Annotated in this window: 16 protein-coding genes and 1 tRNA gene; 16 read left to right on the plus strand and 1 reads right to left on the minus strand. The window is 46.4% G+C overall.

The window, feature by feature from the left end; genetic code table 11:
- The first annotated feature begins 178 nt into the window (after positions 1-178).
- The 12 genes from lplA to HMPREF0650_RS04225 all read left to right on the plus strand — a co-directional run bounded on the left by lplA (position 179) and on the right by HMPREF0650_RS04225 (position 12,449).
- Positions 179-1,153: a lipoate--protein ligase gene (gene lplA / locus HMPREF0650_RS04165; RefSeq protein WP_040562407.1), complete on the plus strand. Its 975-nt coding sequence runs from the start codon at positions 179-181 to the stop codon at positions 1,151-1,153.
- A 94-nt stretch (positions 1,154-1,247) separates the two neighbouring features.
- Complete coding sequence (gene gcvT, locus HMPREF0650_RS04170) at positions 1,248-2,342, plus strand: glycine cleavage system aminomethyltransferase GcvT (protein WP_004348587.1); 1,095 nt, start codon at positions 1,248-1,250, stop codon at positions 2,340-2,342.
- A gap of 165 nt (positions 2,343-2,507) precedes the next feature.
- On the plus strand, positions 2,508-2,888 hold the full coding sequence (gene gcvH / locus HMPREF0650_RS04175) for a glycine cleavage system protein GcvH (protein ID WP_004348588.1): 381 nt from the start codon (positions 2,508-2,510) through the stop codon (positions 2,886-2,888).
- Between the two features lie 5 nt (positions 2,889-2,893).
- Entirely contained in the window at positions 2,894-4,210 is a 1,317-nt protein-coding gene (gene gcvPA / locus HMPREF0650_RS04180; RefSeq protein WP_004348589.1) for an aminomethyl-transferring glycine dehydrogenase subunit GcvPA, read from the plus strand.
- The gene (gcvPB, locus tag HMPREF0650_RS04185; protein WP_004348590.1) at positions 4,207-5,649 is read left to right on the plus strand and encodes an aminomethyl-transferring glycine dehydrogenase subunit GcvPB; all 1,443 of its coding nucleotides are present in this window, start codon (positions 4,207-4,209) and stop codon (positions 5,647-5,649) included. Before gcvPA ends, gcvPB begins: the two co-directional genes overlap by 4 nt.
- Positions 5,636-6,940 carry a dihydrolipoyl dehydrogenase gene (lpdA, locus tag HMPREF0650_RS04190; RefSeq protein ID WP_004348591.1) on the plus strand — a complete coding sequence of 435 codons (1,305 nt, stop codon included), beginning with the start codon at positions 5,636-5,638 and terminating at the stop codon, positions 6,938-6,940. The genes gcvPB and lpdA overlap by 14 nt, the downstream gene beginning before the upstream one ends.
- 228 nt (positions 6,941-7,168) lie before the next feature.
- Complete coding sequence (gene htpG, locus HMPREF0650_RS04200; RefSeq protein WP_004348592.1) at positions 7,169-9,223, plus strand: molecular chaperone HtpG; 2,055 nt, start codon at positions 7,169-7,171, stop codon at positions 9,221-9,223.
- Positions 9,224-9,469: 246 nt separating this feature from the next.
- Positions 9,470-9,543 (plus strand) — tRNA-Arg (locus HMPREF0650_RS04205).
- Between the two features lie 573 nt (positions 9,544-10,116).
- On the plus strand, positions 10,117-10,941 hold the full coding sequence (locus HMPREF0650_RS04210; protein ID WP_040562412.1) for a MotA/TolQ/ExbB proton channel family protein: 825 nt from the start codon (positions 10,117-10,119) through the stop codon (positions 10,939-10,941).
- Positions 10,938-11,459, plus strand: a complete 522-nt coding sequence (locus HMPREF0650_RS04215) for a hypothetical protein (protein WP_004348594.1) — start codon at positions 10,938-10,940, stop codon at positions 11,457-11,459. Before HMPREF0650_RS04210 ends, HMPREF0650_RS04215 begins: the two co-directional genes overlap by 4 nt.
- Positions 11,449-11,979, plus strand: coding sequence for an ExbD/TolR family protein (locus tag HMPREF0650_RS04220; RefSeq protein ID WP_004348595.1), 531 nt, complete (start codon positions 11,449-11,451; stop codon positions 11,977-11,979). Before HMPREF0650_RS04215 ends, HMPREF0650_RS04220 begins: the two co-directional genes overlap by 11 nt.
- Entirely contained in the window at positions 11,976-12,449 is a 474-nt protein-coding gene (locus HMPREF0650_RS04225; protein ID WP_004348597.1) for an ExbD/TolR family protein, read from the plus strand. Before HMPREF0650_RS04220 ends, HMPREF0650_RS04225 begins: the two co-directional genes overlap by 4 nt.
- Positions 12,450-12,628: 179 nt before the next feature.
- Here the strand turns inward: HMPREF0650_RS04225 and HMPREF0650_RS04230 are convergent, their stop codons facing one another.
- A complete protein-coding gene (locus tag HMPREF0650_RS04230) occupies positions 12,629-15,103 on the minus strand; it encodes a bifunctional UDP-N-acetylmuramoyl-tripeptide:D-alanyl-D-alanine ligase/alanine racemase (RefSeq protein ID WP_004348598.1) in 2,475 nt (824 codons plus the stop codon).
- Between the two features lie 182 nt (positions 15,104-15,285).
- Between HMPREF0650_RS04230 and HMPREF0650_RS04235 the strand changes: the two genes are divergently transcribed.
- From HMPREF0650_RS04235 to HMPREF0650_RS04250, 4 genes are all read left to right on the plus strand, one after another.
- Positions 15,286-16,149, plus strand: a complete 864-nt coding sequence (locus tag HMPREF0650_RS04235; protein ID WP_040562414.1) for a sigma-70 family RNA polymerase sigma factor — start codon at positions 15,286-15,288, stop codon at positions 16,147-16,149.
- 73 nt (positions 16,150-16,222) lie between these two features.
- A complete protein-coding gene (locus HMPREF0650_RS04240) occupies positions 16,223-16,777 on the plus strand; it encodes a hypothetical protein (protein WP_040562416.1) in 555 nt (184 codons plus the stop codon).
- 27 nt (positions 16,778-16,804) lie between these two features.
- Positions 16,805-17,704 carry a hypothetical protein gene (locus HMPREF0650_RS04245; RefSeq protein ID WP_004348602.1) on the plus strand — a complete coding sequence of 300 codons (900 nt, stop codon included), beginning with the start codon at positions 16,805-16,807 and terminating at the stop codon, positions 17,702-17,704.
- Positions 17,705-17,731: 27 nt separating this feature from the next.
- Positions 17,732-18,238 carry a S24/S26 family peptidase gene (locus HMPREF0650_RS04250; RefSeq protein ID WP_004348603.1) on the plus strand — a complete coding sequence of 169 codons (507 nt, stop codon included), beginning with the start codon at positions 17,732-17,734 and terminating at the stop codon, positions 18,236-18,238.
- Positions 18,239-18,250 lie beyond the last annotated feature (12 nt).

The following is an 18,250-nucleotide window of genomic DNA, read 5'->3' on the forward strand; positions in this document are numbered from 1 at the left end:
ATAACATCAAGGGAGCATCCGTACTTTTCCACACAAAAAAATGCAATCTTTTAGGTTCATGATTAATTTTGAACTTGCTGGTTGGATAAATTGAAAAAACTTTTATTGAATTTTCTTGAATTAATCTGCAAGAATTCATTATATTTGCATGCAGAAATAACTAATCCTAAACAATCAAATGGTCTACGTCGAAGTATCAGAACCTAACAGACTCACCAGCTTCTACCTGGCGATGGAAGAATATATCGCACGACATATCGACAGTACGGAGGATTGTTTCTTCATGTGGCAAGTGCCGCCAACGGTGATGTTTGGACGTAACCAACTCATCAATAATGAAGTAAACACCGAGTATTGTCAGGAAAAAGGCATCCACCTCATCAGACGAAAAAGCGGAGGTGGCTGCATCTACGTTGACGAGGGCTGCATTCTGTTCTCCTGCATCACACACGACGACCAGGTGAACATGGTATTCGCCCAATACATCAAGCGCGTGGTAGACATGCTTCAGGCCATGGGGGTAGATGCCCACTCGGGTGGACGCAACGACATTCTCATTGGCGATAAAAAGGTGTCTGGCAACGCATTCTATCATGTACCGGGGCGAAGCATCGTTCATGGCACCATGCTCTACGACACCAATATACAAAACATGGTGGCCAGCATAACGCCCAGCCAAGAAAAACTCATCAGCAAAGGGGTGCAGAGCATTCGCCAGCACATCGCTCTGCTCAAGGATCACACCACGCTTACTCTCGAAGAGGTTAAACGTTTTGCACGCCAAAACCTCTGCTCATCGACAATTACCCTGACAGCCGATGACGTGAAGGGTATCGAGGAGATTGAACAAGACTACCTGTCGGACGATTTTACATACGGCAACAATCCCCGTTACTCCATCGTTCACAAAAAACGGATTGAAGGCGTTGGCGAACTGGAGGTGCGACTTGAACTGAAAAACAATGTCATCAAAGAGGCCAACATCATGGGCGATTACTTCCTGACGGGCGACCTGGACAACGGCATCCTTAAGAAGCTGCGCCATGTGCCTTACAACGCACAGGCCATAGACAACGCCCTGCCCGACCGTTTGGACGACATCATCAGAAATCTGAAGAAGCAACAGTTGGTTGATTTGATATTGGCTGAATGAAAACTGCCATGCAACCATCCTGACTTGACACCAACAACAAACTGCTAAGAAATGAAAACAAAATACGAAAAATCTACACTTAAACATCAAAAACATGGAAAATAAAAAAACTTGTTTGTATGACAAACACGTGGCATTGGGTGCGCAGATGCAACCCTTTGCAGGATTTGAGATGCCCATACTGTACTCGTCCATCATCGAAGAACATCAGGCGGTACGCCAACACTGTGGCGTTTTTGACGTATCACACATGGGCGAGGCTTACATAACAGGCGCAGATGCCGAACGATATGTCAACCACATCTTCACCAACGATGTGGCAGGTGCACCCATCAATCAGGTATTTTATGGCATGATGCTCTATCCTGACGGTGGAACGGTGGACGACCTGTTGGTTTACAAGATGGGTGAAAACGAGTTTTTCCTCGTCTTCAACGCTGCCAACATCGATAAGGATGTGGCCTGGATGCGCGAAAACGCCGAGGGTTTTGATGTAACCATTGACCACTGCTCTGACTATTATGGACAGCTGGCCGTGCAAGGACCCGAGGCTGAAGCCGTGATGAAAGAGGTGTTGCACCTGGATTGCAAAGACCTACAGTTCTATACAGCGAAAACAGTAGATGTTGACGGCGAGAATGTTATCATCAGTCGTACGGGCTACACGGGCGAGGACGGATTTGAAATCTACGGCTCTCACGCGTACATTATTAATACATGGGATGCCTTGATGGCAAGCAAGCGGTGCGTACCCTGTGGCCTTGGCTGTCGCGACACCCTGCGCTTCGAAGTGGGATTGCCGCTTTACGGCAACGAACTGTCTGCAGAGATTTCGCCTGTCATGGCTGGTTTGAGCATGTTCTGCAAACTGGATAAGGAAGAATTCATCGGCAAAGAGGCCATTGTGAAGCAGAAAGAAGAAGGCGTCAAACAAAGAGTAATCGGTCTGGAGCTGCAAGAAAAGGCCATCCCTCGTCATGGCTATGCCGTTCTGAGGGATGGAAAACAGGTCGGAGTGATAACCACTGGCTACCATGCCATCAGCGTGGATAAGAGTGTGGCCTTCGCTCTGGTGAACAAGCCTGATGCAAAATTAGGTACTGAACTGGAAATACAGATTCGCAAAAAGACATTTAAGTGTGTGGTCGTGAAGAAGAGATTCTACGACAAACATTATAAGAAAGACTGACATGGCTGTGGATTTCTCCCAACGGTGTTTTCCATCAACAGGACAAGTCCGAAGAGTATGGAAGCCTGTCACCGTTTCCCAAATCGCTTTTTTCAACGATGAGGGAATGAACGGAGAACACAGTTAAGCAATTATAAAGTATAACATTAATTAATATAACATATTATGGCAAAAGTGATTGAAGGACTCTATTACAGTGAGTCACATGAGTTTGTAAAAGTAGAAGGCAACATCGCCAGCATCGGTATTACCGATTATGCACAACAGGCATTGGGCAACATCGTTTATGTGGATTTACCAGACGTTGACGATGAGTTAGAAGCAGGCGACGATTTTGGTGCCGTTGAGAGCGTCAAGGCTGCCAGTGACCTCAGCACTCCCGTGAGTGGAACGGTCGTAGAGGTGAATGAGGCTTTGGAAGACACACCAGAGTTGATTAACCAAGATGCTTTCGGTGCATGGATTATCAAGGTAGAACTGTCAGATACCAGTGAGCTGGACAACCTGATGGATGCCAAGAAATACGAAGAATTCTGTAACAAATAAATACAATGACTTACAAGTTTTTTCCACATACGGAAGAGGATGTAGCTCAGATGTTGGAGAAGATTGGCGTCAAGTCGCTCGATGATCTTTATCAAGAGATTCCGGAAGAAGTGCGGTTCAAGGGAGAATACAAGCTGCCGGAAGCAAAGAGCGAACTTGAGATTCGTCAGTTCTTCAATGAGCTGGGCGCCAAAAACAAGCAACTGACCTGCTTTGCCGGCGCCGGCGTTTACGATAAGTACTTCCCTTCGGCAGTGCCTTATCTGGTAGAACGTTCTGAATTTCTAACCAGTTATACACCTTATCAAGCCGAGATTTCACAAGGCACCCTGCATTACATCTTCGAGTTTCAAAGTATGATGGCCGAACTCACCGGTATGGAAGTGTCTAATGCTTCCATGTACGATGGTGCTACAGCCACAGCCGAGGCTGTCTTGATGGCAAAGGCCAACAACAAGAAAGCCAACAGAGTGTTGATTTCTGAGACGGTGGATCCTAAAATCCTGGCCGTTGTCAAGACTTATGCTCACTATCAGAACATAGAAATTGACCTAATTCCGCAGAAAGAGGGTGTCACCGACCAACAACAGCTGCAACAGAAGCTGTCGGAAGGCGGCGTGGCAGGCGTGGTGGTTCAGTATCCCAACTACTATGGCATCGTAGAAGATTACACTGGCGTGGCCGACCTATGTCATGAGCAGAAAGCATTGTTCATCATGAACAGTAATCCGGCAGACCTCGCTTTGTTGAAGACACCAGCTGAATTGGGAGCAGACATCGCCGTTGGCGAAGGTCAATCATTGGGCATCCCGATGAATTGGGGCGGCCCCTATGTGGGTTACATGTGCTGTACCACGAAAATGATGCGCAAGATGCCGGGACGAATCGTCGGCAAAACCGTCGATGAGGATGGCCAACGCGTGTTTGTATTGACCCTTCAGGCTCGCGAACAACACATCAGAAGAGAGAAAGCTACATCGAACATCTGTTCCAATCAGTCGCTCATGGCGCTTTGGGTGACCATTTACCTGTCACTGATGGGTAAGGAAGGTCTGAAAGAAGTAGCCCAACTGTCGTACGACGGCGCTCACTATCTGTGCGAAGAACTGGTGAAGACAGGCCATTTCTCATTGGCTTTCGACCAGCCTTTCTTCAATGAATTCTGCGTACGGTATGATGGTGACATCAAACAACTGCAACAACGACTGATAGACAACGGCATCTTCGGAGGCATACAGGTTGGAGACGACCTGCTCATGCTGGCTGTCACCGAGAAGAGAACCAAGGATGAAATAGACAAACTAATAGAACTTGTGTCATGAATCATAAACTATATAGCAATCTGATATTTGAGTTGTCGCATCCGGGACGACGTGGGTACAGTCTGCCCAAGAATCAATTTGGCCACCATGAAATACCCGCCGAACTGAAAAGGACAGCCGATGCCGAGCTTCCGGAGTGTGATGAGATGACCGTGGTGCGCCATTACACCAATCACAGTGGGAACAATTTCGGCGTTGACAACGGTTTTTATCCTTTGGGATCGTGTACGATGAAATACAATCCGCCCATCAACGAGGAGATTGCCGCACACCCTGCCTTCGCTAATCTGCATCCCCTTCAACCGGCTGAGACGGTGAAAGGTGCCGAGGAAGTGTATGAAAACCTGCAACAGTCATTATCTGAGCTGACAGGTTTGTCACGTTTCACCCTGAATCCTTGTGCCGGTGCACATGGTGAGTTGACGGGGTTGATGATCATCAAGGCCTATCATGAGAGTCGTAACGACCATCAGAGAACCAAGGTCATCGTGCCCGACTCTGCTCATGGCACCAACCCTGCTTCGGCTGCCGTATGCGGATTGAATGTGGTAGAGGTGAAGAGTACACCCGATGGACTGGTAGATGTTGAGCACCTCAAGACCCTTTTGGGTGACGACATCGCAGGCATGATGATGACAAACCCCAACACACTTGGACTATTCGAGGTGCATATCCCCGAGATTACCAAACTCATCCACGACTGTGGTGGTTTGATGTATTACGACGGAGCGAATCTCAATCCGCTCTTGGGCGAATGTAGACCAGGCGACATGGGCTTCGATGTGATGCACATCAACCTGCACAAAACCTTCTCTACGCCCCATGGTGGAGGTGGACCAGGTTCGGGTCCGGTTGGCGTTTGTGAGAAATTGGTGGATTTTTTACCCACCAACAACTGCAAGGCGAAAGGCCATACAGGCACAGCCATCACCATTCATCCTTATCATGGTCATTTTGCAACCTACCTGAGAGCCTATACTTACATTCTCTCTCTGGGTAGGGAAAACGTAAAGAAGGTAGGTCCATACGCGACGCTGAATGCCAACTACATCATGAATAGCTTGAAAGATGTGTACGAACTGCCTATTGACAAGGTCTGCAAGCACGAGTTTGTTTTCGATGGATTGAAAGATAAGAGCACGGGAGTCACCACAATGGACGTAGCCAAACGCCTGTTAGATTACGGTTTCCACGCTCCAACCATCTATTTCCCACTGCTTTTCCACGAAGCAATGATGATAGAGCCAACCGAAAGCGAAAGCAAAGACACCATTGATGGTTTCATTGATGTGATGCGCAAGATAGCAGAGGAAGCGAAGACCAACCCTGATATCGTTAAGGGCGCACCACACGAAACACCTGTCAAGCGTGTGAATGATGTGGAAGCAGCTAAACATCCGATACTCACCTATCAACAGCTCATCCATGACAACAACTGATCTCATCATCATCGGCAGCGGCCCCGGAGGTTACCGGGCTGCCGATTATGCCGCTAAAAACGGCCTCCAAGTTCTGGTTTTTGAAGAACTGGAGGTCGGTGGCACATGTCTCAACAGTGGTTGCATACCGACAAAGTGTTTAGCGCACGATGCCTCGAAAGAGTCCATACCAGCGTTTGAGTTGGTGATGGAACGCAAGCAACAGACCATTCAGCAGTTGAGAGAGGGCGTGCAGACTCTACTTTCACAGCCCAACATCACACTGGTGCGGGGCAAAACCGTTTTCAAAGACCGCCATACGGTGGTTGCCAACGGTGAAGAATACCAGGCAAAGCACATCATCATCGCCACTGGATCACACGCAAAGATGCCACCTATTGAGGGATTGGTGTATCAACAGGGAGGAGAATCGAATGTTGTAACATCGACAGAACTGTTGAACATCGACCACGTTCCTGAGAAACTGTGCATCGTAGGCGCTGGGGTCATCGGGATGGAATTTGCTTCTGCATTCGCCAGTTTCGGCAGTAAGGTGACCGTCGTGGAGTTCATGAAAGAATGTTTGCCAACGCTCGACAGCGACATTGCCAAGCGTTTGCGTAAGTGCATGGAGAAGAAAGGCATTGAATTCTACCTGCAAGCTGGCGTGAAGTGCATTCATGAAGGTAAAGTGACCTTTGAGCGGAAAGGCAAAGAACTGACCGTAGAGGCCGATACCATCCTCATTGCAACAGGTCGTGCGGCCAACATGGATTCACTAAATCTGGACGCTATGGGCATTTCCTACGACAAAAAGGGCATTTTGGTCGATGACAACATGGAAACTTCCATCAACGGCATTTATGCCATCGGCGACACAAACGCCCGTCAGATGCTTGCCCATGCTGCGACTTTCCAAGGCTTCAGGGCTGTGAACCACATCCTTGGCAAGAGCGACAATATTCGTTTCGACATCATGCCTGCTGCCGTGTTCACCCATCCGGAGGCTGCTTCAGTGGGCAAGACCGAAGACGCTTGTAAGGCCGGAGAACTAAATTATACGGTTCGAAAAGGCTACTACCGCGCCAATGGCCGCGCCCTGTCGATGGAAGAGCCTGAAGGTATGGCGAAACTGATTGTTGACGAACAGAACAAAATCATTGGTTGCCACATCTACGGTGCCCATGCCGCTGAATTGGTGCAAGAGATTTCGGCACTGATGAACATGGACATCACGCTCGACCGACTGAAGGACATCATCCACACTCACCCCACTTTGGGTGAGATTTTACAGGACATGGCCATCGGTTAGGAAGGATGCGGCAGCCTTCAAGGGCCCATCAATCCAACAATAGGAGGAGTAAGACAAGATTGGAGTTATCGGGTGCATTTCGTGCACCATGGAGCTTGAGCCAGGGTTGATATTCAACCAAAGCGCAAGGTCCAAATACTTCAATTTGTCTTGCTCCTTTATTTTTAACTATACTTTGGCACATTATTTGCATTAATGTTATTGGAAAAATAATTAACATATCATTATATGCAAAAAGGTAACATCGGGGTTACGACAGAAAACATATTCCCCGTCATTAAAAAATTTCTGTATTCAGATCACGAAATATTCTTACGCGAACTTGTCAGCAATGCTGTAGACGCCACACAAAAGCTCAAGACGCTGACCAAACAAGGCGACTTCAAGGGCGAAGAGGGCGACTTGACCATTCGTATCAAGCTCGACAAAGAGCAAGGAACGCTGACTATCAGCGATCGAGGCATTGGTATGAACGCTGAGGAGATAGACAAATACATCAACCAGATTGCGTTCTCTGGCGTGAACGACTTCATGGAGAAGTACAAAGATAACGCCAATGCCATCATTGGACACTTCGGTCTGGGCTTCTACTCTGCGTTCATGGTCAGCAAGAAAGTAGAAATCATCACGAAAAGCTATCGCGATGGCGAGCAAGCTGTCAAATGGAGCTGCGACGGAAGCCCGGAATTTACCATTGAGAACGTTGAGAAGTCCGACCGAGGCAGCGACATCGTGCTCTACATAGATGACGATTGCAAGGAATTTCTTGAGAAGTCGCGCATCGAAAACTTGCTGAACAAGTACTGTAAGTTCCTTCCCGTACCCATCGCCTTTGGCAAAAAGACCAAGTGGGAAGATGGAAAACAGGTGGATACCGAGGAAGACAATCTCATCAACGACACCGAACCGCTTTGGACAAAGACACCGTCTACGCTGAAAGATGAAGATTATAAGAAATTTTACCAGAACCTCTACCCCATGCAGGACGAGCCTTTGTTCTGGATACACCTCAACGTTGACTATCCGTTCAACCTCACCGGCATTCTCTACTTCCCACGAGTAAAGTCGAACATCGAATTGCAGCCAAACAAAATACAACTCTACAGCAATCAGGTATATGTCACCGATCAGGTAGAAGGCATCGTTCCGCAATTCCTCACGCTGCTCCATGGCGTCATCGACTCACCGGACATCCCGTTGAACGTGAGCCGAAGTTATCTGCAAAGTGATGCGAACGTGAAAAAGATTTCCACCTACATCACCAAGAAAGTGGCCGACCGCTTGCAGGCTATCTTCAAGGAAAACCGCAAGGACTATGAGGATAAATGGAATGACCTCAAAATCTTCATCAACTACGGAATGCTCACACAGGAAGATTTCTATGAGCGTGCGAAAGACTTCGCATTGTTCAAGGATGTTGATGGGAAGTTCTTCACATACGATGAGTACAAGACCTTGATTAAGGATGAGCAAACAGATAAGGACGGACAACTGATTTATCTTTACGCCACCGACAAGGATGAGCAGTACTCATTCATCGAGTCTGCCAAGGCTAAGGGGTATAATGTTTTGCTGTTCGACGGACAATTGGATGTGGCCACCGTATCCATGTATGAACAAAAATTCGAGAAATGCCGATTCACACGTGTGGATGGCGACATCATCGACCGTCTGATTGTGAAGGAGGATGCCAAACAAAACAAACTGTCGAGCGAGGAAAGCGACAATCTGTCACAAGTATTCAAGTCGCAAATGCCAAAGATGGTCCAGGTTGAGTTCAACGTAGAAGTTCAGCCTTTGGGTGAAACAGCATCTCCGTTGGTCATCACACAGAGCGAGTACATGCGTCGTATGAAGGACATGAGCAAGTTCCAGGCTGGCATGGCCTTCTATGGTAGCATGCCCGACATGTACACCTTGGTGCTGAACAGCGACCACCGACTCATTCAGGACGTTCTTGCCAAGAGCAACAAGGCAACCGAAGCAGAGCTGAAACCGATACTCAGTGAGATAAAAGGTCAGGAAGCTCGCTTGGCCGCACTGCACCAGAGTCAAGACAAGAAGAAGCCGGAAGAGGTGACGCAAGAAGAAAAAGACGACTTGCAGAACACAGAAAAAGCCCTCAAGGAGCAGAAAGAGAAGAAAACGGCCGTCATCGCCAAGGCTGCCAAGGACAACCAAGTGGTGCATCAACTCATCGACCTTGGCCTGCTGCAGAATGGCATGCTCAAGGGAGCATCACTCGACGCCTTCCTCAAACGCAGTGTTGATTTGATTAAATAGACGGTCATCAATACGGAAGAAGTAAGATTTATAAACCCAAGTCAAATAAGACGCCATCCTCTACGGGTGGCGTTTTTATTTGTACGAGCAAGTAGACGAAAAGTGAAGCCAGACAGCATCCATCCCACCAGCTGACATTTTGCACCTATTTTCACGAAAGTTCTAAAAAAAATCAGAAAAAGATTTGGCGGTTACATAAAAACCTTTTACCTTTGCACTCGCAATCACAAAAAGAGAATTGCTAACGGCTCCCTAGCTCAACTGAATAGAGCATCTGACTACGGATCAGAAGGTTGTGGGTTTGAATCCCGCGGGAGTCACACAGAAGGATGGTCTTGAAGGCCATCCTTTTTTCATTTTTCCTACTTTTAGTCAAAGTGCTTGGAATTTAAACCGATTTTAGAAAAAAGACAATGTCATTGAGTTTGAAGACCAAGGTCATTGAGTTTGAAGACCAAAGTCATTGAGTTTGAAGACCAAAGTCATTGAGTTTAACTACCAAAGTCATTGACATTGAAGGCTAAAGCAAGCGTTCATCAACCATCAGATTAAACTTCTTTGTAAGAGGCTAATAATAAGACGATTACAAATGCCAACATCTAATCAACAGATTTGAAAATCTAATTTATCCCGTAATGACAACTCTTCACCCTCGAAATAAAACATTCCTACTTTTGAATGCGGAGATACACGCAGCCCTTCAGCCTGTCTTTTTATCAGATTCTACTAAAATAGCGCTATCCCGTTCTTGTGCATTCGCTCGAATTGAAGGCGTTTAAAGATATTTATGAGAACATCACTTGGCGTTATTAGTCAAAATACGTACCTTTGACCTCATTATAAAATAAGGTAAACAGACCGTACCGTCTGCACCTTGAAACAATAACTTGAAAATGAAAATATTGTTTACCAAGCTCTTTATAGCCTCATTTTTCATCTTTGCTCATACCATGGCTTTGTCAGCCCAACAGCCCAGCCATGCAGATTCTATATCAGTTGCGCAAAACGACAGTGTCATACAGGCTGCGATGAACGAAGACCTGGAGGCCGCAACCGACAGTATGGGCATGGTCACAGAAAGCAATGGCGTGCATCAGTTTTTGAAAACAAAATTTATAGAAGGCAACGCCGGCTTCATGTCGTTGGTGGCCTTAGTGCTCATCTTGGGCTTGGCGTTCTGCATCGAGCGTATCATTTACCTTAGCTTGTCAGAGATAGATGCCAAGCGATTCATGACCGATGTGACCACAAAGATTGAGAGCAAGGATTTGGAAGGAGCCAAGCAACAGTGCCAGACAACACGCGGTCCCGTGGCCTCGCTGTGCTACGAGGGGTTAAACCGTGTAGATGAGCCGATTGAGAACATTGAGCGTTCGGTGGCATCATATGGATCTGTCCAGGCCAGCAACTTGGAGAAAGGCTGTTCGTGGATTACCCTGTTCATCGCCATGGCTCCCTCGTTGGGTTTCTTAGGAACGGTCATTGGCATGATTATGACGTTCGACCAGATACAGATGGCCGGCGACATCAGTCCCACCATCGTGGCTGCGGGTATGAAAGTGGCGCTCATCACAACGATTTTTGGTATCATCGTGGCCCTCATCTTACAGGTGTTTTACAATTACATCCTGTCAAAAATAGACCATATCACGGCGCAGATGGAAGAGTCGGCCATCACATTGCTTGATGCGCTGATGAAACACAAACTATCGAAATGAAGCACTTAGACCTACAGCATCGTTCAACGGAACAGCTCTCCAGGTGGGTGCTGTACGCTTTGTCTGCTCTGACGGCCTGCCTGTTCGCCCTCTACTATCTTATTGGATATGACCAGCCGTACGTTGAGAACCCCGATTTCAACGAACCTTTACTCACTACCACCCTACTCTTATTTATGTATACGTTGTTGGCCACGACCGTTGGCATCGGTGTTTGGTCAATCTTGCGTGAAACAAAACGTCGGCGCAGCGAGTCAAAGGTAAGCAATGGCATACCCACGTCACTAATCAGCCGCTGTGTGGCGGGCGGAACGCTGATGGTCTTCGTCCTGACATTTGTATCGGGTTCAACACAACCGCTGATGACTAACGGAAAGAGTTTCACGGACGGCATGCTCCTTCGCATGGCCGACCAGTTCATTAACACCTCCATCCTCCTATTGATAGCGGCTGCCTTGGCCGTGGCTTTTGGCATGACAAGATATTATCGTAAGCAAAAAAGAGAACATGCTGATTAGGAAAAGAAGACATGACATCCCAGGACTGAACACCACTTCAACGGCCGACATCTCGTTTATGCTGCTGATATTCTTCTTGGTAACCACCTCTATGGACGTGGATAAAGGACTGCGCAGGCAGTTGCCACCGGCACAGCAGGAAAAGATTGAACAAGAGAGCTTGGTAGATAAGGGCAAACTGATGGAGCTGAAAGTAACGGCAGACAATGTGTTACTGCTCAATGGGCAGCCTATCAACAGGGACGAGTTGCGCATCAAGACGGAGGAATTCATCACAAGAGTAGGCAAAGAGCATCTCATATCGGTAAGCGCATCACCCGAGGCGGCATACGAAACGTACTTCAATCTGCAAAACGAGTTGATGACTGCGTATAAAAACGTGCGCAACCGCCTGGCCCGCCAACAATATGGGCAAGCATTCGAAGCATGCAACGAGGCTCAACGGAATGTCATCTTAGAACAGTGTCCGCAACGGATTGCAGAGACATACCAGACGAGCGAGGAAGGAGCCAAGCCATGATCAGCTTCAGAAAACGACAACATTTCGTGCCGAACCTGAACACGTCATCCCTTCCCGACTTGATTTTCACGGTGCTGTTTTTCTTCATGATCGTCACTCACATGCGTGAGGTGACGCTTAAAGTGAAGTATCGTGTGCCGCAAGGAACCGAATTAACGCGACTTACCAAGAAGTCGGCCGTTTCGTATGTCTACATTGGCGTTCCCCTTTCTACTAGTGGGACGGCCAATGAAAGAAATGTCCGCATCCAATTGAATGACAAGTTTGTCACACCTGATGACCTTGTGGACTACATCACTGAGGAGCGTCATCGCATGTTACCCGAAGACTTGCAGCAGATGACGGTATCTATTAAAGCCGACAGACAAGTGCGAATGAGCACATTAAACGAGGTGAAGCTGGCACTAAGAAAGGCTAACGCCCTGCGTATCAACTATTCGGCCACAGAGAAACCATCGCTGAAGAATTGAGAATGAGTGGCTATCCATACATGAAGAGTGCCTCTGATACTGCCAAGATAATCGGCTTAACAAACAATACAAGAGAAACGAAGAACTTTAAACACAGTGTGTTCATGTCTTCATTTCTCTTGTTCTATAGCAAAAAAGTTGAAGCCTTCCTTGACTTCAACTTATTCAAAACTTATTCATCAATCTTGATAATACACCCGCTTCACCCTGTTGCTTACCCCCGTAAGCACCTCATAAGGGATGGTTTCGAGCGTATCTGAGAGCACGGTCACAGGCAAATGATCGCCAAAAATCTCCACTTGGTCGCCTTCCTTGCAATCAATTCCCGTCACGTCAATCATGGCCACGTCCATACAAATGTTACCCACATAGTAGGCACGTTGCCCATTAACCAAACAATAGCCATGCCGATTGCCCAAACGCCGGTTCAATCCATCGGCATAACCGATGGGAATGGCAGCAATCATGCTATCGTGTTCAATCTTTCCCTTTCGGCTATAACCTACCGTATCGCCAGCTTTGACCATGCGCATTTGCAGAATTGTGGTTTTTAAGGTACTGACGTGATTGATTACTTGGTTGTTTCGAGGGTCGATGCCATACAGTCCTAAGCCCAGCCTGCACATATCCAGCTGCCGCTCGGGGAAATGTTCAATACCGGCAGAGTTGTCTATATGGCGCAAAATCTTGTGTTGAAAAGCAGCTTGCAACTGTTTACTTGCCATGTCAAACAATGCGAACTGCCGTGCGGAGAAGTCGTCAAAGTCATCGCTATCCGACCCTACGAAATGCGAAAATACCGAACGAGGAATGATGGCATCCTGATGCTTCAACCGTTCTATCAACCGCTCCATGTCATTATTGGGATCAAATCCAAGCCGATGCATGCCCGTATCAAGCTTGATATGTACAGGATAGTCGGTGATACCCTCTTTCTCGGCAGCCTTGACGAGTGCTTCCAGTAAGCGGAACGAGTACACTTCGGGTTCCAAGTCGTAATCGAAAAGCGTTTTAAACGAGCTCATTTCGGGGTTCATCACCATGATATTGGCCGTGATGCCATTCTTTCTGAGTGTCACACCTTCATCGGCAACCGCCACAGCCAAATAATCCACACGATGGTCTTGCAATGTCTTGGCAATCTCTACCGCACCCGCGCCGTAAGCATCTGCCTTGATCATGCAGACCAACTTCGTGGACTGCTTCAAGAATGAACGGAAATGATTCAGGTTGTCGACCACCGCATTGAGGTTCACCTCAAGGATTGTCTCATGCACTTTCTGCTCAAGCAACTCGCTAAGACTGTCAAATCCAAACCTGCGGGCACCCTTCAGCAAGATTACCTCATCGCGCAGCGCCTGGAACACGCCACTCTTGATAAAAGCTTCTACCGTTGGAAAGAAATACTTCTGCGTCACTTTGATGGCATCTTGCTGCTCAGTAAGCTGCGGACCGATACCAATCAACTTGGTCACGCCACGCTTTACGGCTAAGTTGGAAACCTCTCTGTACAGTTCGGATGCCTCTCGTCCGCTCTGATCAATGTCGCTCAAAACCAACGTTCGACTACGCCCTTGGTGGTCAGGGCGACGGTTCATGAAGTCGAGTGCGATGTCCAATGAATTGATGTCCGAGTTGTATGAGTCGTTAATGAGCGTACACCCATGCTGTCCCTCTTTCACCTCAAGGCGCATGGCTACAGGTTCCAGTTGCTGCATGCGTTGATCCAGCACGTCTGGTGTTACACCTAAGTGTAGTGACACGATGGCGCAGACAATGGAATTGACCACAGAAGCCTCATCGATGAAGGGCAGCGAATACCAATCTTCCTTACCTTTATAAATATAGGTAACGGTCGTCATGGTTTCTTTCTTCTCGACAAATTTCACAAAGAACGGTGCCTCTTTGTCCTTCATCGACCAATAAAGGCGTTCGCCAGGATAGTCGTATTCAGTGATGACCTTGCTGATAATTTCATCGTCAGCAGGATAAATTAGGGTTTCAGCATCGTGGAAGAGGATAAGTTTTTCACGACATTTATCCTCGATGAGTCCGAAATTCTCCTGATGCGCGTCGCCAAGGTTGGTCAACACGGCAATGGTGGGTTGTATGATGTCACGCAAAGCATTCATCTCCCCAGGCTTACTAATTCCCGCTTCGAACACGCCAACCTGCGTTTGTTCATTCATCAACCAAACCGAAAGAGGCACACCAATCTGTGAATTGTAGCTGCGAGGCGAACGAGTGACATAAAATTGCGGTGAAAGAAGCTGATACAACCACTCTTTCACCATTGTTTTTCCATTGGAACCTGTGATGCCAACGATGGGAATATCAAACTCATCACGACGCCGTTCTGCAAGCCTTTGCAGAGCTTTGCGCGTGTCAACAACCTTGAGAAAGTTGGCTTCAGGATAAAGTTTATCGTAACCAACCGGCACAGCCGAAACCACAAAGTTGCGAACACCACGCTGATAGAGTTCCGGAATATAATGATGACCATTGTTACGATCGGTCACCAAAGCAAAAAATAAAGTTTCTTCGGGAAAACAAAGCGATCGGCTGTCTGTCAAGATGAAGCCTATCTGTGCATTTTTTGTCCCATAACGCCGCGCACCTATGAGTGTGGTAACCTTTTCGATACTATATGTCATAAAACTCAATATTTATCAATACAAAGGTAAACTTTTTCTGATGGATGCCAAAGAAAATAAATGTAGATTCAAAATCGAAAGTCAAAAATAGATAGCTAATAAGTATTTTATGGGACAAAATTTGTACATTCCGTTGAAAACAACTACATTTGCAACTATCCATCAAATTGGGCAAACCAACAATGAGACAACTGAAAATCACAAAATCAATTACGAATCGGGAAAGTGCTGCTCTCGATAAGTATCTTCAAGAGATTGGACATGAAGACCTAATCTCCATTGAAGAAGAAATTGAATTGGCTCAACGCATCAAAAAAGGTGACCGAAAAGCATTAGAGAAGTTGACCAAAGCCAATTTGAGATTCGTGGTTTCAGTGGCAAAGCAGTACCAGAATCAAGGTTTAAGTCTGCCTGACTTGATCAATGAAGGTAACTTGGGGCTGATTAAAGCCGCAGAAAAATTTGACGAAACACGTGGGTTCAAATTTATATCGTATGCCGTTTGGTGGATTAGACAAAGCATCTTGCAAGCTATAGCCGAACAAAGTAGAATCGTAAGGCTACCCTTGAATCAAGTAGGCTCTGTCAACAAAATCAATCGGATTCTGAATAAATTCGAGCAAGAACACGAAAGAAGACCAAATGTTGATGAGATAGCTGACCAGATAGACCTACCAGAAGACAAGATTGTAGAGGCCATGAAAGTCAATGGCAAGCACATCTCCGTTGACGCACCCATCATGGAAGGAGCGGATAGTAGTCTCTTAGACGTGCTTCCTAACACGGAATCACCCATGGCAGACAACGAGCTGGTGATGGAATCGTTGCGAGAAGAGGTTGCCAGTGCATTGAATGTCCTGAATGAACGTGAACGAAACATCATCGAATGCTTCTATGGCATCAACCAAAGAGAGATGACACTGGAAGAAATTGGGGATAAATTTGGCCTCACACGAGAGCGCGTCAGACAAATCAAGGAGAAGGCTTTGCGCCGGCTCAGACAAAATACGAAGAGTAAACAGCTCAAAGCCTACTTAGGCAGATGAGCGTAAACAGGTAAAAAGATTATTTTTTTAGATGCTATTTCACCTATGGATAAGCATCTTTACAGTTAGAAATATGAAAGTTAGAAAACTCTTATTGATTATTTTCACCATTGTGATTTCCATACATGTCAATGCCGCAAAAGAAATAACAGGTACGCACATGTTCGGTTTTGCTGCATCGTTTAACGATTCTACCATCTACATCACGGAGATACAATATGTTGATTCGGCCTATATTGGCAAATCAAACTTCTTGTTCAGCAGAGAGAATTATTCCTATCAACTGCAAAATTACCTACGTTCTATTGGTGCTGTAACCCCCACTTGCATCACAACTTTCGCCAAAGATCAGAAGAAAATTGAAAAAAAATATCTTTCCATGCGGAAGAAATATGAGAAGAGTGGAAAGTATACCATCAAATATATTACAGCAACAAACTTCAGGTATCAGGGCATAATGCCTCAGGCGAGCGACTTGGAACAAGAAAAAGCAGCTAAAAGAAAAGCCAAAGAGGCTAAAAAAGCGGCTAAGATAGCGAAGAAACAAGCCAAAAGAAAACAAAAATTGGCAGAGAAAGGAATCATTGAAACGAACCAGCCTGTGACAGCTAAAGATACAAAACAATAGATTCATACCTGAAGAAAACCAGCTTTCATGGACTTGCAAACAAATTATTTCACCATAGCTGACCATCATCTCTGCATCAGTTTTCTTCCATCACAGAAGAATAGTATGCACCTCATCCCTTCTTTCGAACCTTTCAGAAGTGAAAAATTCGGAGAAGATGATGAGCTTTTTTTTGAACTGACAGTAGATGACAACTTAAAACCCATCGCCAAAGACAAGCGCGAACTCATCAGAAAGTTCGAAACAGGGAATGGTGATACCACCGTGGATTTGCTCGACAACGGCGGCTATCAGTATATTATTAAGAATGTAAAGGGTGCAGATTGCTGCATGCTACAAACCGACAAAGACTTCAAACACTGCAAGTGCGCACTCAATGGGAACTACAACATGCGCTGTTTTGGCTTGAGTAACGCACTTATGTTAATCTTTGCTTTTGCAGGAAGTCGCAAAGAAACCCTCCTCATTCACGCTTCACTGGTTCGACAGGCAGGCTATGGATATGCCTTTATCGCCAAGAGTGGAACTGGAAAAAGTACACAAGTGAGCATGTGGCTGCGATACCTCGAAGGCTGCGACTTGATGAACGACGACAACCCCGTCATCCGAATAATCGATGGCAAGCCCTATATTTATGGCAGTCCATGGAGTGGGAAGACGCCTTGTTATCGAAATGTGAAAGCCAAATTGGGCGCCATTACACAAATAGACCGTGCCAGTGCAAACAGCATTGAGCCACTTAAACCCGTCGAAGCCTTTGCCTCCATGCTCGTTTCATGCTCCATGATGAAATGGGACAAAGACATATTCAACCGCATCTGTGACACCGTCACCCACATTATCGAAACAACTGGCATCTACATTCTGCACTGCCTGCCCAACAAAGAGGCTGCCGAAGTTTGCCATGAGGCTATTGCAAAACAATAAAAAGGAGGATAACAAAAGAGAGCGGCCATGTCTTCAAATCCCAAAAACACGCATAGTCATCAACCTGCTGCTAAAGAGTTGCAGATTGAAAACCGTAAGTTTCTCCCTGAAGTTATCAAACTTTTGAACGAAGGACATACGGTAACTTTGCAATTGAGAGGCTTCAGCATGCGCCCTTTTCTTGAGGACAATCGTGACAAAGCACTCCTGACCAAGGCCAAAGACATACAAGTGGGTGATGCGGTTTTAGCAGAAACAGCCCCGAAGCATTATGTCTTACACCGAATTATCAAGATTCAAGGAGAAACGGTCACACTAAGAGGAGACGGAAACTTAGGCACAGAGGTGTGTCATGTCAATGACGTACATGGGTATGCGATTGGCTTTTACCGCAAAGGCCGCACCAAACTCGATAAGACAAACGACATCAAATGGCGCACCTATTCGCACATTTGGATGGCACTTTATCCCATCAGACGCTACCTGTTGGCTGCGTACAGAAGAATATGGATTCCGCTATTTGGGCCAATTTAATCAGAAAACAAT

This window comes from Hoylesella buccalis ATCC 35310 (assembly GCF_000177075.1).
GTDB classification, from domain to species: domain Bacteria; phylum Bacteroidota; class Bacteroidia; order Bacteroidales; family Bacteroidaceae; genus Prevotella; species Prevotella buccalis.